This window comes from Arthrobacter sp. MA-N2 (genome assembly GCF_000517125.1).
Classification (GTDB): Bacteria; Actinomycetota; Actinomycetes; order Actinomycetales; family Micrococcaceae; genus Arthrobacter; species Arthrobacter methylotrophus.
The window spans coordinates 2,611,613-2,625,513 of the sequence record NZ_KI912155.1 but is presented as its reverse complement, the minus strand read 5'-3'; the positions used below and the strand labels follow the sequence as shown (position 1 = coordinate 2,625,513).

Below are 13,901 nucleotides of genomic sequence, written 5' to 3'. Positions count from 1 at the left end.
TTTAACCTTAGGCGGCCTTCAGCCTTCGAAGTCCTCGGGCTCCACGTCGTCCAGGAACTCCCGGAAGCGGCGCAATTCCCGTTCTTCGTCGACCTCGGGACCAGGCTCGGTATCTTCGCCTTCGTCATGTTCGGTGATTCGAACGCCGGCCTCATCCATTACCGCGTCGGCACACCAGATGCGGCATTTCGCCCGCAACGCAAGGGCCAACGCGTCCGAAGCGCGGGAACTGACCACAGTGCCGTCGTCGAACTGGAGCTGGCCATAGAAGATGTTGTCCTCAACCGCCACGATGTTGACACTGATGATCGCGTGGCCCAAGGCCTCAACGACGTCGATCATCAGGTCGTGGGTCATGGGTCGTGGCGGAACCACACCTTGCTGGGCCAGGGCGATGGCACTGGCTTCCGGCGTTCCGATCCAGATGGGAACATGGCGCTCCCCGTGCATCTCACGCAGGAGAACCAGCGGCTGGTTTGAAGGCAGTTCAATCCGCACGCCAACAATCTCGACCTCAATCATCATGCGTCCATACGAGAGATTCGGTCCTGCACCAAAGCTCGGTGCAGGCTGAGGCAAAGCTCGCTGATTTCCCGGGCAGCCTCGGCAGCCCGGGACTGGGATGCCGCGTCCTTCCGGGAGGTCAGCGGCGCGACAACCCGCTCCACCAGACCGAATTCGCGTTCGGCCGCAGCCTGGAACGGACGGAGGTGCCGCGGCTCAAGCCCGTGGCTTTCAAGTTGCACGCATGCACGCGCCACTTGCAGGGCGTGTTCATCGAATTTTCCGTTGACGTGACTGATGAGCCCGAAGCTGAGAAGGGACTGCACGAGGGGAACACTGGCTCCGGATTCCGCCCGGAGCTGTTCCTCGGTCAGAGCACGCGTATGCCCCTGCAATTCAGCGGCCAATTCATCCGAGACAATGCGGGGGGAAACCGATACTCCCGGAGGGAGGTTTTCGGGACGTTCGCCGCGGTCGATCGCGTCCAAATAGTCTTTGATGACTTTGAGGGGCAAATACTGGTCACGCTGAAGGGCCAACACGAAGCGCAAACGCTCAACGTCACTTTCGGCATACTGCCGGTATCCCGCAGGGGTGCGCTTGGGATTGATCAGTCCTTTTTCCTCAAGAAAACGGATCTTGGACGCCGTCATGGTGGGAAAATCGTCGCTGAGTTGAGCGAGGACCTCTCCAATGTTGAGGACCTGCGGTCCGCGCCGTTCCGGCTGGGCCATTGCCACAGGCGTACCCGGTATCAGTCCTGCCCTGCTGCGCGGGCAGGACTCAAGTAGTAGGTGAGACGGAACTTTCCGATTTGAACCTCGCTGCCGTTCTTGAGCAGTACGTTGTCCACCCGGTCCTGGTTGACATAGGTGCCGTTGAGGCTTCCCGTATCCACCACTTCGAAGCCCTCGGGCGTGCGTACGAATTGCACGTGCTTACGCGAAACCGTCACGTCGTCCAGAAAGATATCCGCATCCGGGTGACGCCCTGCTGTGGTGGTATCCGAGTCCAGGAGGAACCGCGCACCGGCGTTGGGGCCGGTGTGCGCAATCAGCAACGCCGAACCCGGAGGCAATGCCTGCACTGCGGCGCGCTCTTCCGGCGCCAGCGGCGGGCGAACATCCGGCTCATGGTGGCGCACCGGCGTGAGCTGGATGGAGGTGGTCTCCGACGTTGGCCGTTCTACAGCACCGTGCTCGTCCCGGGCGTGGTTCCGTTTGCCGCCAACCATGGAAGTCCTCCTCATCCGCCGGCAGCCGTTGTCAACTGCCGGTTACGCATCTACCCGGTTCCGCCGGGCCCAAACGGGTCGCTGGCCCGCCGCCGTCGCTCCCCTGCTTCGGGGAGGGCCAACCGGGCGGACCAGATACCTTTTAGCCTACCTGTTGTTCGTACTCTGATGCACTGAGGAGCGTTTCGATGGCGTCGGCTTCCGACAGCTTGACCTCGAACAGCCAACCCTCACCGTAGGGGTCCGAGTTAATGAGGGCAGAATCGGTGTCGAGGGCCTCGTTACGGGAGACAATTTCGCCGCTGACCGGGGCATAGATGTCGCTCACGCTCTTGGTGGACTCAACTTCACCCACGACGTCGTTGCCCTTGACGGTAGTGCCGGGCTCGGGCAACTGGGCGTAGACCACATCACCGAGTGCGTCCTGGGCGAAGTCCGTGATGCCGACGCGCACAACGCCCTCTGCATCCGGGGCGCTGACCCATTCATGTTCGGCGGTGTAGGAAAGCTCGGCAGGAATGTTGCTCATGAGTCGCCTTTCATCGGTACGTTACGGACCAGGACGGCAGCCCGGGCTTCCGGCCACCGCTGAAAGTATAAGCACATCAAGCCCTCCTCCCCACAAGGTCTCGGGGATGATTGGGTCGATACCGAGCCGCTCAGTCCTGCAACGCCGTCGAAGGAGCGTAATCATGCCGGTACTGCCTGAAATCACTGCCCTGAGCGACTACCTTGGCGATCGGCGGTCCGGCGCAAAGCGTGTAGCGACGAAATCCTCCGCACGGCGAAGCTATCTATCTGTCGCCGTCGGCTTTCTTGTGTTCGCTTAGGCGAGCGGCACATCCTCCGGCTCGCGCACGACGTCGGGGGCTGCTTGCGGTGCGAAAGCAGCCTGAGCTGGTCTCCCCCGCCGGGCCGCTGCCGCGGCGGCGATCATGACGATCAGGGCCGCTGCGGTGATGGCGGCCCCGGCCCAGATCGGCGAGGTATAGCCCAGACCCAGGGTGATGGTGACTCCGCCCAGCCAGGCGCCGAGGGCGTTGCCCAAGTTGAAGGCGCCGATATTCGCGCCGGAGGCGAGGGTGGGCGCGGTGGTGGCAAAGTGCATGACGCGCATCTGCAGGCCGGGCACGGTAGCGAAGCCGAAGCCGCCCATGAGCGCCAGCGAGAACAGGGTGGCCACCGGGCTGATGGCGGTGAGTGCGAAGAACACGAGTACTAGTACCAGGCCCGCGAGGATAACCACGAGGGTTTTGTCGATGGATTTGTCGGCCGCTTTGCCGCCGGCGATATTGCCGACGAACAGCCCGGCGCCAAACAGGACGAGGAGCCACGGGACGGCGCGGGGATCGAATCCGGAGACGTCGGTCAGAATGAAGGCGATGTAGGTGAAGGCTCCGAACATGCCGCCAAAGCCGAGAATCGTGACAATGATGGACAGCCACACCTGGCCGGAGGCGAAAGCGCCAAGCTCGCTGCGGAGGCTGCTGGCGACGGCGCCCTCCTTGGTGCGCGGGACCATGAGGGCGATGCCGATGAGGGCGGCAACGCCAATGAAGGTAATGGCCCAGAAGGTGGACCGCCAGCCGAAGTTCTGGCCAAGGAAGGTTCCGAAGGGCACGCCCAGCACGTTGGCGGCAGTGAGGCCCGTAAACATGATGGCAATCGCTCCGGCCTTCTTGTGGGCCGGGACCAGGCTGGCCGCGACCACTGAGCCGATACCGAAGAAAGCTCCGTGGCAGAGGGCCGCGACAATGCGCCCGGCCAGCATGGCCGGGTAGCTGCCCGCAATGGCGGAGAGGAAGTTTCCCGCGATGAACAGGACGAGGAGTCCGATCAGCACAGGTTTGCGGGGCAAGCGAGTGACGGCCGCTGTCACCAGGAGGGCGCCGACAACGACGCTCAGCGCATAGCCGGTGATGAACCAGCCGGCGGCGGCTTCGCTGACCCTGAAGTCGGTGGCGATCTCGGGCAAGAGGCCCATGATGACGAACTCGGTCAAGCCGATGCCGAATCCGCCGAGGGCGAGGGCGATCAACCCTGCGGGCATGTTGTTGCTCCTTTGTGGGGATGGATTCCCGTAATACTGGAAGTGCGTCGCCGGGAACCATAGAATATTAGTTGCATACGCTCCATATATAGTTGCACGCGCCATGTAATTGCGCAAGCAACTACTTTGCGTGCGTCTGCTTTTTCATCAATCGGCAGGAGTTACGGGAGACATGGGCATCAAGGACGACGCCGTTGAGGTGCGCGCGCAGGGGTGGCGGACTCTCGCTGCGCTGCACGGCAACATCGAGGCAGCACTGGAGAAGGCGTTGCAATCGGCCGCGGATCTTTCGGTGGTCGAGTACACGGTGCTCGACGCCCTGAGCCGTCAGGACGGCTGGCACATGCGGATGCAGCAGCTCGCCAGGGCCACAGCACTATCCAGCAGCGCCACGACGCGTCTGGTGAACCGGCTCGAGGACCGCGCACTGCTGACCAGGATCCTGTGCGCCGACGATCGGCGCGGAATCTACACGGAACTCACTGCCGCGGGTCAAAAGTTGCTGCTCTCGGCCAGGCCCGTGCACGACGAAACCCTGGCGGAGTCTTTGGCTGCTGCGGAGTCGGTGCCGGAGCTTGAACCATTGGTGAAGGCATTGGGGGCGCTACAGGGGGACTGAGGCCTTGCCTTGTTTCGTGGGCCGCGACGTGCGGCGGGGCGTGGGCGCACCTCGCGGCGCCTTAGACCTTCTTGACTACGCTGGACTTGAGCTGCATGGGACCGAAGCCGTCCACCTTGCAGTCGATGTCGTGATCCCCCACGCCGTTCACGAGGCGGATGTTGCGAACCTTGGTTCCAACCTTGATGGCCGTGGCGCTCCCCTTGACCTTGAGGTCCTTGATCACAGTCACGGTATCCCCGTCTACGAGGACATTGCCCACAGCGTCCTTGATCTCCGTTGACTCGGCTTCTACTTCATCAGCCGCGGCCGGCGACCATTCGTGGGCGCATTCGGGGCAGACCAGCAAGGCACCCATCTCGTAGGTGTATTCGCTGGCGCATTCGGGACAAGGGGGAAGGGTTTCGCTCACCGTCCAATAATAGACGGCGGCGGCCCGACCCGTAGACGGAGACCTGGGCACACGAAGGCGCCCGTCAAGATCCCGTTCATGCGCCGAGCCTTCCTTGCCCTGTTAAGTCGCCTAGGAAGGCCAGGACAGGGAAGTCAGGCCATGGAACAAGACATGTATGGGGGCTTGCTGCCGAGCTTGGGCGGCGGAGATCCTCCCGGAGCCGTGGGTCGAGTGCCAAGAAGGTCCATTCTGCTGGATCATTCCCCACCTCAACGTGGCCCACCGCGTGATTCCGAGGCACCGGGACGTGGGAAAGCCGATGATCCAGCAGAATCGCTCGGTTATAGGACAAAACGTCTGGATGGGAGGGGCTTGCTTCCCAGTGTTGGCGGGCCGGTTCGGGGACATCCAGGCTTTCGGACCGTAACTGGCCGTGTTTGATCTCCAGCCGAGGCTTGTCAGAACCGGAAGCCAGGTTGCGGGCCGGCCGTCCCTTGACCGTCCTGTTGTGCCGAAGGGCCGAGGTCGAGGGGCGGCGGGCATCGTCCCGGCACCGTGGGTCGAGCGCCGTGAAGATACATTCTGCTGGATCATTCCCCAGGTCAACGTGGCCCACCGCGTGATTCCGAGGCACCGAGGACTCGGGAAGCCGATGATCCAGCAGAATCGCACGCTTCCTGCTACCCCTACAACCTCAGACCAACGCTTAAGCGCAAAAATCCCGGGAACCCTTAGGTTCCCGGGACTCTGTGTACCTTGCGGTCGGGCTGACAGGATTTGAACCTGCGACCCCTTGACCCCCAGTCAAGTGCGCTACCAAGCTGCGCTACAGCCCGTCAGTTCCGCCGTTCTCCGCTTAGATTTTCATCTAAGCAGTCCGGCCGAACCACCTCAAAAAGCTTACACGATCTTCGAGGCCCTCGATGACACCTTGACGGGTGTCATCTGTGATGCGCGTCTCAATTAGCGCTTCTTGCCGCGCTTTTCACGGACGCGCATGTTGACCTCGATCGGCGTGCCCTCGAAGCCAAAGGTTTCGCGAAGCCGTCGGGTGATGAATCGACGGTATCCGGGGTCCAGGAAACCCGTGGTGAACAAGACGAACTTCGGCGGACGGCTGGATGCCTGGGTGCCGAACAGGATGCGCGGCTGCTTGCCGCCGCGGACCGGGTGCGGGTGGGCAGCCACGAGCTCGCCCAGGAACGCGTTGAGGCGTCCTGTGGGGATGCGCTTGTCCCAGCTTTCCAAGGCCACGTCCAGCGCAGGAACCAGCCGGTCCTTGTGCCATCCGGTCTTGGCGGAGATGTTGACGCGCGGAGCCCACTCTACGTGTGCCAGGTCCTGATCGATTTCGCGTTCAAGGTAGCGGCGGCGTTCGTCGTCGAGCAGGTCCCACTTGTTGAACGCAAGGACCAACGCGCGGCCCGATTCAATGGCGAGCTGAAGGATGCGCACGTCCTGTTCGCTGAGGACTTCGTCAACGGCGAGGAGCACGACGGCGACCTCCGCCTTTTCGAGCGCGGCCTGTGTACGCAGGGAAGCGTAGAAGTCCGCGCCCTGGGCCATGTGCTGACGGCGTCGAATGCCTGCGGTGTCCACGAAACGCCACGTACGGCCGCCGAGTTCGATGAACTCGTCTACCGGGTCGCGGGTGGTCCCGGCGAGGGTGTCGACAACAACGCGCTCGGAGCCGGCCAGCTTGTTCAGCAAAGAGGACTTGCCGACGTTCGGACGGCCGATGAGGGCGATGCGCCGGGGGCCGCCGGAACGCTCGACACCTTCGACCGTGGAGAACTCGGGCAGGGTGTCCATGACATGGTCCAGGAGGTCGGCAACGCCGCGGCCATGAAGGGCGGACACAGGGTATGGCTCACCGAAGCCAAGGCCCCAGAGCGCAGCCGAGTCAGCTTCCTGCGCAAAGTCGTCAACCTTGTTGGCCACCATGATGACCGGTTTCTTCGACTTCCGCAGCATCTTCATGACGCCCTCGTCCGTGGCAGTAGCGCCAACAGCGGAGTCCACCACGAAGAGCACTGCATCAGCGAGTTCCACTGCCATCTCGGCCTGCTCGGCCACGCGGGCATGGATGCCCCTCGCGTCGTGCTCCCAGCCACCGGTGTCCACCAGGGTGAAGTTTCGGCCGTTCCAGTGTGCCGAGTACATGACGCGGTCGCGGGTAACGCCCGGGGTGTCCTCGACGACGGCTTCGCGGCGGCCAAGGATACGGTTCACCAGCGTGGATTTGCCGACGTTCGGGCGACCAATGATGGCCAGGACCGGGTCAAGCTTGAGGGGACCTTCCTCGCCTTCGTCGTCGTACAGCCCGCTCAGCAGGGCGGCATCGTCCTCGTCGAGGTCATAGTCTGCCAGACCCGCCCGGAGAGAGGCGGCACGGAGTTCGGCTTCTTCGTCGTCCAGGGCGGCGAGGTTCTCAGCCACCTGGTCGGTGCCGGTGGGCGTGTATTCGTCGTCGCCGGCTCCGATGTTGCCGGATTTTTGAGTCGTATCGCTCATTGCACTTTCCTTAGTGGTGATCTGCCGGCGTCCCGGCTACTTCTTCTTGGCGGTGCTGCATTGGCTGTGGTGCTGCATTGGCTGTGGGCCGGTCCTTTAGTCCCACGGGAGGGACTGACCGGTGGTCTCGACGGCATCCTGGACGTGTCCAGCCAGCGCAGCGCGGATCTCCGCGGCCGCCCTGTCCATTGAAACACGCCCGGACTCGCCATCTCTGCGGGTCACACTGAAGGGGGCTCCGAAATTGACGTGAAGGTGGCGGCGCAAACGCGGAATGGAATCACGGTGTTCGCCTCCAGTTCGCGTCCCGAGAACCGCCACGGGAATAACTGTTGCTTCGGACATCAGGGCGAGCCAGGCGACGCCGTTGCTGATGCTGCCAGCGGTCCCGCTCCCCCGCGTTCCTTCCGGGAGAATACCGACGCAACGGCCGGCGTCGAGCACTTGCCTCCCGCGCTGGAGCGCCCCGCGGCCGCCCGAGCGGTCCACCGAAATCTGGCCTGAGGCACGCAGCACCGTTCCGAGGAAACCCTTGAACATCTCCTTCTTGACCAGGATGTGCATGGGCCGCGGGGCGGCGCCGAACATCACCGGCCCATCCAGGAAGCTGATGTGGTTGCCCGCGAAAATGACCGGACCCGATTTGGGAACGTTGGAGCGCCCGGTCACCGTGGTCCGGTACAGAACATGGTCCACCAGCCAGCCGACGGGCCGGCTCCAGACCATGGTCCAGCGTGCCGGAATTCGGGTTTCAGTCACCGTAGATGACCTTGCCTACAATGCTCAGGGCCGTTTCGACCGTCTCGTCGAAGTCCAGGTCGGAGGAATCCAGGGTGACGACGCCGTCGGCCGCTTGGGTGAAGTTCACCACGGTGGAGTCCTTCGCATCGCGGTGGATTACTTGGGCGGCGAGCTGCTCTTTGCTCTGGGTCCCGCCCAGCTGAAGGCCGCGGCGGCGCAGCCGGGCTTCCTCGCTGGCGGTCAGCAGCATCCGGATTTCCGCATTGGGCGCGACGACGGTGGTGATGTCCCGTCCCTCCACCACCATGCGGCGGTGGTGCTGGTCGATCAGTTGCCGCTGGCGTCGGATGAGTTCATTGCGGGCCCCCAAGGTGGTTGCCACCGCACTGACGGAAGAGGAGATCCTGGGCTCGCGGATTTCTTCCGTGATGTCCACGCCGGCAACACTGACATATTCGGCGTTGGCGCTGGTACTCAATTCCAGCGGCAGATCCTTTGAAGCTTGCTCGACGGCGGCGCCGTCTGTGAGGTCGATGCCGGTCTTGAGGCAGTACCAGGTCAACGCGCGGTACATCGCACCTGTGTCCAGGTAGGCGAGCTTCAAGCGTCGGGCCACTTCCTTGCTGACGCTGGACTTACCGGAGCCGGATGGGCCGTCGATGGCGACGACGAGCGGCTTGCCCGGACGTACTACGGTCTCCGGGCCGAAAAGGTCACGTGTCATTACTGCAGTACCCGCCATCCACGGTCGGTCAAGGCTTCAACAAGGACGTCATGCTTGTTGGGCATGACGGAAAGCTCCACCATGCCCACATTCTGCCCGGACGAGTGATCCAGGCGGAGGTCTTCGACGTTGACGCCGATCTCACCGATCTCCGTCAACAGCCTGGCGATTTGCCCGGGCTTGTCGTCTACCAGAACTGTAAGCCATGAGTATGCCTGCGGGGGTCCGCCATGCTTTCCCGGAATCTTGGCCTGCCCGGCGTTGCCCTCGCTGATGAGCTGGGCAAGGTCCAGGCGGGCACCAGGAGCCGTGGGATCCTCCAGGGTACTGATCAGGCGATTGAGGTCCTCCCGGACACCATAAAGGATGTTCACCATCTTGGCTGCGTTGTTGCCAAGGATCTGGACCCAGAGGGTGGGATCGCTCGCAGCAATCCTGGTGGTGTCCCGGAGCCCATTGCCGGCCAGGGACAGCGCATGAAGCGGTGTCCCCTGCAGGCGGCTGGCGAGAAGCGATGACATCACCTGGGGCAAATGCGAGACCAAGGCAACGGCTTCATCGTGTTCCTCTGCCGTGAACTGCGAGACGATCGCCCCCAGGTCACCAGCCAAGGAACGAGCGGTCTGGAGCGCATCGGCGCTGGTCTCTTGGGAAGGACAAAGCACCCACGGCATGGAGGTGAAGAGTTCGCCGCGGGCAGCAACGGGCCCTGACTTCTCGCGGCCCGCCATCGGGTGCGTCCCGACGTAGCGGGACATGTCCACTCCACGACCCCGGAGATCAGCCTGGATGGCCAGCTTGACGCTGGCAATGTCCACGACGACGGCCTCCGGGTATTCACCCAGGGCACGCTGAACGACGTCGGCCGTGACGTCCGGCGGCGCGGCGACGACAACCAGCTGAGGTGCGCCTTCAAGCTCGGACAGGGGCCGGCCGGCCCCGATGTCCACGGCGACGGCCTGGTTGGTTGGCGAAGGATCTGAGAGGAAGACGGGGACACCCCGGCCGCGCAGGCCGAGGCCGATGCTGGCCCCGAGCAGGCCGGTACCGAAAACGACCACAGGACCGTCAAGGTGGCCCCGGCCATGCGAGTGGAACGCCGACATGCCTTTACAGTCCCACGGAGGCCAGGAGGTGTCCGACTTCCTGCTTGCCGAGGTTACGGATGCTGCCTTGGCGCTGGTCACCCAGGCCGATGGGGCCGATCTTGACGCGCACGAGCCGCAGCACGGGGAAGCCGACGGCCTCGAACATGCGGCGGACAATGCGGTTCTTACCGGAGTGCAGCACCACCTCGATCAGCACATGGCCCGGGGTGGAATCCACGAGCTTGAAAGAGTCCACTGCTGCAATTCCGTCTTCGAGCTCGATGCCTGCCTTCAGCTTCGCGCCGACGCCCTGCGGGAATGGACCGCGGACCTGCACGAGGTACGTCTTGGGCACCTCATACGACGGGTGCGTCAAACGGTTGGCGAGTTCGCCGTCGTTGGTCAGCAAGAGCAGTCCCTCGGTGGCGACGTCGAGGCGGCCCACGTGGAAGAGGCGCTCACCTTTGTTCTTGGCAGACTTGAGGAAGTCGCTGATGCAGGGACGACCCTCAGGGTCTTCCATCGTGGAGACGACGCCCTTGGGCTTGTTGAACACCATGTAGAGCATGGTGTCATCGAGCTGGATGCGAATGCCATCGACGTGGATCACCGCGCTGGTGGGATCCACGCGCATGCCAAGCTCAGTGGTGAGCTGGCCGTTGACCTCAACGCGGCCTTCTTCGATCATTTCCTCGCAAACGCGGCGGGAAGCCACGCCTGCCTGGGCCATGACCTTCTGAAGGCGTACGCCGTCGGCGTCGTGCTGCTCGGACTGAACCACCTCACCGCGGCGGCCGCGAGGCTTGCGGATTGGACCAAGGCTCTGCCCGAAGCGCTCGCTTCCGAAGGCACGGGAAGCATACTGTTTTTTATTGCCGGCCTTGGGCTTCAATGCGCCGGGCGTGCCCGGGGCTTTGCCGAAGCCGGGCTTGTTGGAACCGGGCTTGCGCGGTGCCTTTGCTGGCTTGGCATCTTCACGGCGCTCGCGGCCGCCGGCCGTGGTGGGGTTGTCCGGATCAAAGGGGCGCTCTTCACGCGGACGAGTTGATTTGAAGGGGCGGTCTCCGCCCGGGGAGAAGCTGCGCTTGCTGCCTCCGGAGGCGCCGCCGGCACGGCCTGCACCGAAGCTGCTGCCTCCCGTGCGGCCTGCGCTACTGCGGCCTGAGTCTTGCGACTCGTTGCGTCCGGAACTGTTTCGTCCCGAACTATTACGTGGTGAACCCTGGCGTCCCGCCTGTGTCATGACCCGTCCTTTTGTTATGGTGGCCGGCTTGTTCTTTCTCAACATTAGCCAGCCGGGCAGAGAATATCTGCCCAGTGTCAACTCCGCCCGCTACTTACCGGGCGTTGGTAAATCCCTTTGCAACATTAAAATTCATTGGGTTGTTTCCCGCGACTACATGCGTTCGGCGTCGAAGAACTCCTCGATGCCCTCCAGCCCCGGAAGGTGGGGGGACAATTGAGGTAGTTCCGCCACCGAGCCAATGCCCATGCGCTCGAGGAAGTACGAGGTGGTCCGGTAAAGGACAGCCCCGGATTCAGGATCGGTACCTGAGTCCTCGATCAGGCCGCGTTGGACAAGGGTCCTGACGACCGAATCGACATTGACGCCGCGAATGGCCGACACCCTGGCCCGGGAAACCGGCTGGCGGTACGCGATGACCGCCATGGTTTCAAGGGCTGCCTGCGTCAGCCGCGCGGTCTGGCCTTCGAGAACGAACCTGCCCACGACGTCGGCAAATTCCGCCCGTGAATAGATTCGCCACCCTCCGGCAACGTTCCGCAACTCAAAACCCCGGGGTGCAGCGCTGCTACTTACATCGTTCAATTCACCATGCAAGCCATCAGCGTCCCTGCCCGGGGCTTTAACAGTATAGCCGCTGTACTCCTGCTGAAGTCCCGCCAGCAATTCCTCGACGACGGCGACTGTCACGTTGAGCCCGGCGGCGAGCTCATCCGCGGTGGCCGGTTCGTCGATCACCATGAGGACAGCTTCCAGTGCCGCACGAGCGCCACCGGGAAGTCCTTCAAGCTCGGCGAGGCCATCCCCGCCTGTTTCTTGCCCGCTCACAACGGTTCGCCTGCCTTCTGGATGCTATCGGTGTCAGTTTGGGCGTTGGCGTCCATCTCAGCAACGGAATCGTACTCATCGCTCAGGCCGTCACTACTCCATCCTTCAGGGCGCCCTGTCCAGCGGACGGTCAGTTCCGCAAGCGGTCCGGGCTGTTCGAAGGCCACCACGCGATCGCGGAACAATTCCAGCAGCGCCAGGAACCGGGCCACGACAACCAGTGTGGACTCTGCGTCGGCAATGAGTGCCCTGAAGGACTGTGCCATTCCGCGTTGTAGGCGGTACCCGATGATTTCCGCCTGTTCCTTGACGCTTACCGGCGTGCCGTGGAGATGGTCCAGCCCCACTTCCTCGGGCGTCTGGTCCTTCGGCGCCAACGTCTTGGCCGCAAGGGCCGCGAACTGTTCGGGCGTGTGGCGCCAAATCAGCTCAGGCAGCAATGCGGCAAAATGCCCTTCCAGGGCGACTTGCCGCGGGAAGCGCCGGGCTTCGGCTTCCAAAGTGCCGGACATCATCGCGGCTACCTGCTTAAAAGCCTTGTACTGCAGGAGCCGGGCAAACAAAAGGTCGCGGGCTTCCAACAGGGCAATGTCTTCGGCATCCTCGACTTCTCCCGCCGGCAACAGCCTCGCAGCTTTCAGGTCCAGGAGGGTCGCAGCGATGACCAGGAATTCGCTGGCTTCGTCCAGCGCCCAATCCTTCCCTAGTTCCTGCAGGCGCCGGATGTACTTGATGAACTCATCAGTGACGGTGGCCAGCGCAACTTCCGTGATGTCCAGCTTGTGCTTGGAGATCAGGCCGAGCAGGAGATCGAACGGGCCGGTGAAGTTGGCCAGCCGGACCTCAAAGCCGGCCTTTCGTCCGGAAGGCGAGGCTCCGGCGTCGTCCGCGTTGCTTGCAGAAGAGTACGACGGCGGGGCGGCGCCCATCAGGGCGGGCGCGGCTTCAGATGTGAGTGGCTCTGCCACGCTGGCTAGGGTGCGCCGCCGCGCGAAATCAGTTCCTTGGCCAGCCGACGGTAGGCGTCGGCACCGATGTGGTTTCCGGCGTAGCTGGTGATGGGCTCAGCGGCAACCGTGGCGTCGGCGAACTTAATGGAACGCTTGATGACGGTTTCGAAGACCTTGTCTCCGAATGCCTCCACGAGCCGCGAAATGACTTCCCGGCTATGCAGTGTGCGGGCGTCGTACATCGTGGCGAGCACGCCGTCCACTTGAAGCCGCGGGTTCAGCCGGTCCTGGACCTTTTCGATTGTTTCGACGAGAAGGGCCACGGCGCGGAGGGCGAAGAATTCGCAGATCAACGGAATGATGACTCCGTGCGCGGCCGTCAGGGCGTTGACCGTCAGCAGGCCAAGGGACGGCTGGCAGTCAATGAGCACGACGTCGTAGTCGTCCTCGACGCTCTTGAGCGCGCGGTCCAGCACTTGTTCACGGGCAACCTCGTTGACCAACTGGACTTCGGCCGCGGAAAGGTCGATGTTCGCCGGCAAAAGGTCGATGCCTTCGACGCCGGTCTGCTGGATGGCGTCACGGATGTCCACTTTGCGGTCCATCAGGACGTTGTAGACAGTGAGGTCAAGCTCATGCGGGTTCGCACCGAGGCCCGCGGAAAGAGCACCCTGCGGGTCGAAGTCGACGAGCAGGACGCGACGGCCGAATTCCGCGAGCGCAGCGGCGAGGTTGATGGTTGAAGTGGTCTTGCCCACGCCACCCTTCTGGTTGACCATGGCGATGACCCGGGCCGGGCCATGGGAGGCCAAGGGTGCGGGTTCCGGGAAGTCGCGGTACGGGCGGCCCGTGGGCCCCATGACGGCGTCTTCCAGATCGAAATCCGTGCCCTCCAGCGTAGTTGCTCCCCGATCGCTGCTCACGTATCTATCCACTCTCTCCACGACGGTCATTTCCTGCTGCTGTCTCCAGCATCAGCACTGCTCCCCACCTAGGCTACAGCGCCCGACAC

At 63.3% G+C, this 13,901-nt stretch carries 15 protein-coding genes, 1 tRNA gene and 1 pseudogene; 2 read left to right on the top strand and 15 right to left on the bottom strand.

The window, feature by feature from the left end:
• Positions 1-18: 18 nt before the first annotated feature.
• The 4 genes from A3M3_RS0112955 to gcvH form a co-directional block, all read right to left on the bottom strand.
• Complete coding sequence (locus A3M3_RS0112955; RefSeq protein WP_028266695.1) at positions 19-522, bottom strand: bifunctional nuclease family protein; 504 nt, start codon at positions 520-522, stop codon at positions 19-21.
• A complete protein-coding gene (ftsR, locus tag A3M3_RS0112950; protein WP_028266694.1) occupies positions 522-1,238 on the bottom strand; it encodes a transcriptional regulator FtsR in 717 nt (238 codons plus the stop codon). Before ftsR ends, A3M3_RS0112955 begins: the two co-directional genes overlap by 1 nt.
• A gap of 20 nt (positions 1,239-1,258) precedes the next feature.
• Positions 1,259-1,738, bottom strand: a complete 480-nt coding sequence (locus tag A3M3_RS0112945) for an FHA domain-containing protein (RefSeq protein ID WP_028266693.1) — start codon at positions 1,736-1,738, stop codon at positions 1,259-1,261.
• A gap of 142 nt (positions 1,739-1,880) precedes the next feature.
• Positions 1,881-2,267, bottom strand: a complete 387-nt coding sequence (gcvH, locus tag A3M3_RS0112940) for a glycine cleavage system protein GcvH (protein WP_028266692.1) — start codon at positions 2,265-2,267, stop codon at positions 1,881-1,883.
• A gap of 163 nt (positions 2,268-2,430) precedes the next feature.
• On the opposite strand from gcvH, the gene A3M3_RS28080 reads away from it, so the two are divergent.
• Positions 2,431-2,568 carry a hypothetical protein gene (locus A3M3_RS28080; protein ID WP_155854373.1) on the top strand — a complete coding sequence of 46 codons (138 nt, stop codon included), beginning with the start codon at positions 2,431-2,433 and terminating at the stop codon, positions 2,566-2,568.
• On the opposite strand, the gene A3M3_RS0112930 is transcribed toward A3M3_RS28080, so the two are convergent.
• Positions 2,565-3,788: an MFS transporter gene (locus A3M3_RS0112930; RefSeq protein WP_028266691.1), complete on the bottom strand. Its 1,224-nt coding sequence runs from the start codon at positions 3,786-3,788 to the stop codon at positions 2,565-2,567. The two genes, A3M3_RS28080 and A3M3_RS0112930, sit on opposite strands and share 4 nt — an antisense overlap.
• Positions 3,789-3,960: 172 nt before the next feature.
• Here A3M3_RS0112930 and A3M3_RS0112925 point away from each other — a divergent pair, with 172 nt between their 5' ends.
• Positions 3,961-4,407: a MarR family winged helix-turn-helix transcriptional regulator gene (locus tag A3M3_RS0112925; RefSeq protein WP_028266690.1), complete on the top strand. Its 447-nt coding sequence runs from the start codon at positions 3,961-3,963 to the stop codon at positions 4,405-4,407.
• A gap of 61 nt (positions 4,408-4,468) precedes the next feature.
• Here A3M3_RS0112925 and A3M3_RS0112920 read toward each other — a convergent pair whose 3' ends face one another.
• From A3M3_RS0112920 to A3M3_RS0112870, 10 genes and pseudogenes are all read right to left on the bottom strand, one after another.
• Complete coding sequence (locus A3M3_RS0112920; protein ID WP_028266689.1) at positions 4,469-4,819, bottom strand: zinc ribbon domain-containing protein YjdM; 351 nt, start codon at positions 4,817-4,819, stop codon at positions 4,469-4,471.
• Between the two features lie 744 nt (positions 4,820-5,563).
• Positions 5,564-5,637: transfer RNA gene (locus A3M3_RS0112910), tRNA-Pro, on the bottom strand.
• A 127-nt stretch (positions 5,638-5,764) separates the two neighbouring features.
• Positions 5,765-7,315 (bottom strand): ribosome biogenesis GTPase Der, encoded by a 1,551-nt coding sequence (gene der / locus A3M3_RS0112905; RefSeq protein WP_028266687.1) that lies wholly within the window; start codon positions 7,313-7,315, stop codon positions 5,765-5,767.
• A gap of 10 nt (positions 7,316-7,325) precedes the next feature.
• A pseudogene (locus A3M3_RS24980) lies at positions 7,326-8,041 on the bottom strand (lysophospholipid acyltransferase family protein).
• Between the two features lie 25 nt (positions 8,042-8,066).
• Positions 8,067-8,780 (bottom strand): (d)CMP kinase, encoded by a 714-nt coding sequence (cmk, locus tag A3M3_RS0112895; RefSeq protein WP_028266686.1) that lies wholly within the window; start codon positions 8,778-8,780, stop codon positions 8,067-8,069.
• Positions 8,780-9,886, bottom strand: a complete 1,107-nt coding sequence (locus A3M3_RS0112890) for a prephenate dehydrogenase (RefSeq protein ID WP_028266685.1) — start codon at positions 9,884-9,886, stop codon at positions 8,780-8,782. The genes cmk and A3M3_RS0112890 overlap by 1 nt, the downstream gene beginning before the upstream one ends.
• 4 nt (positions 9,887-9,890) lie before the next feature.
• Positions 9,891-11,111 carry a pseudouridine synthase gene (locus tag A3M3_RS0112885; protein ID WP_028266684.1) on the bottom strand — a complete coding sequence of 407 codons (1,221 nt, stop codon included), beginning with the start codon at positions 11,109-11,111 and terminating at the stop codon, positions 9,891-9,893.
• A gap of 153 nt (positions 11,112-11,264) precedes the next feature.
• Positions 11,265-11,939, bottom strand: coding sequence for an SMC-Scp complex subunit ScpB (gene scpB, locus A3M3_RS0112880; protein WP_028266683.1), 675 nt, complete (start codon positions 11,937-11,939; stop codon positions 11,265-11,267).
• Positions 11,936-12,868, bottom strand: a complete 933-nt coding sequence (locus A3M3_RS24975; RefSeq protein WP_051423339.1) for a segregation and condensation protein A — start codon at positions 12,866-12,868, stop codon at positions 11,936-11,938. Before A3M3_RS24975 ends, scpB begins: the two co-directional genes overlap by 4 nt.
• Positions 12,869-12,912: 44 nt before the next feature.
• Positions 12,913-13,812 carry a ParA family protein gene (locus tag A3M3_RS0112870; protein ID WP_028266682.1) on the bottom strand — a complete coding sequence of 300 codons (900 nt, stop codon included), beginning with the start codon at positions 13,810-13,812 and terminating at the stop codon, positions 12,913-12,915.
• Between the last annotated feature and the right edge of the window lie 89 nt (positions 13,813-13,901).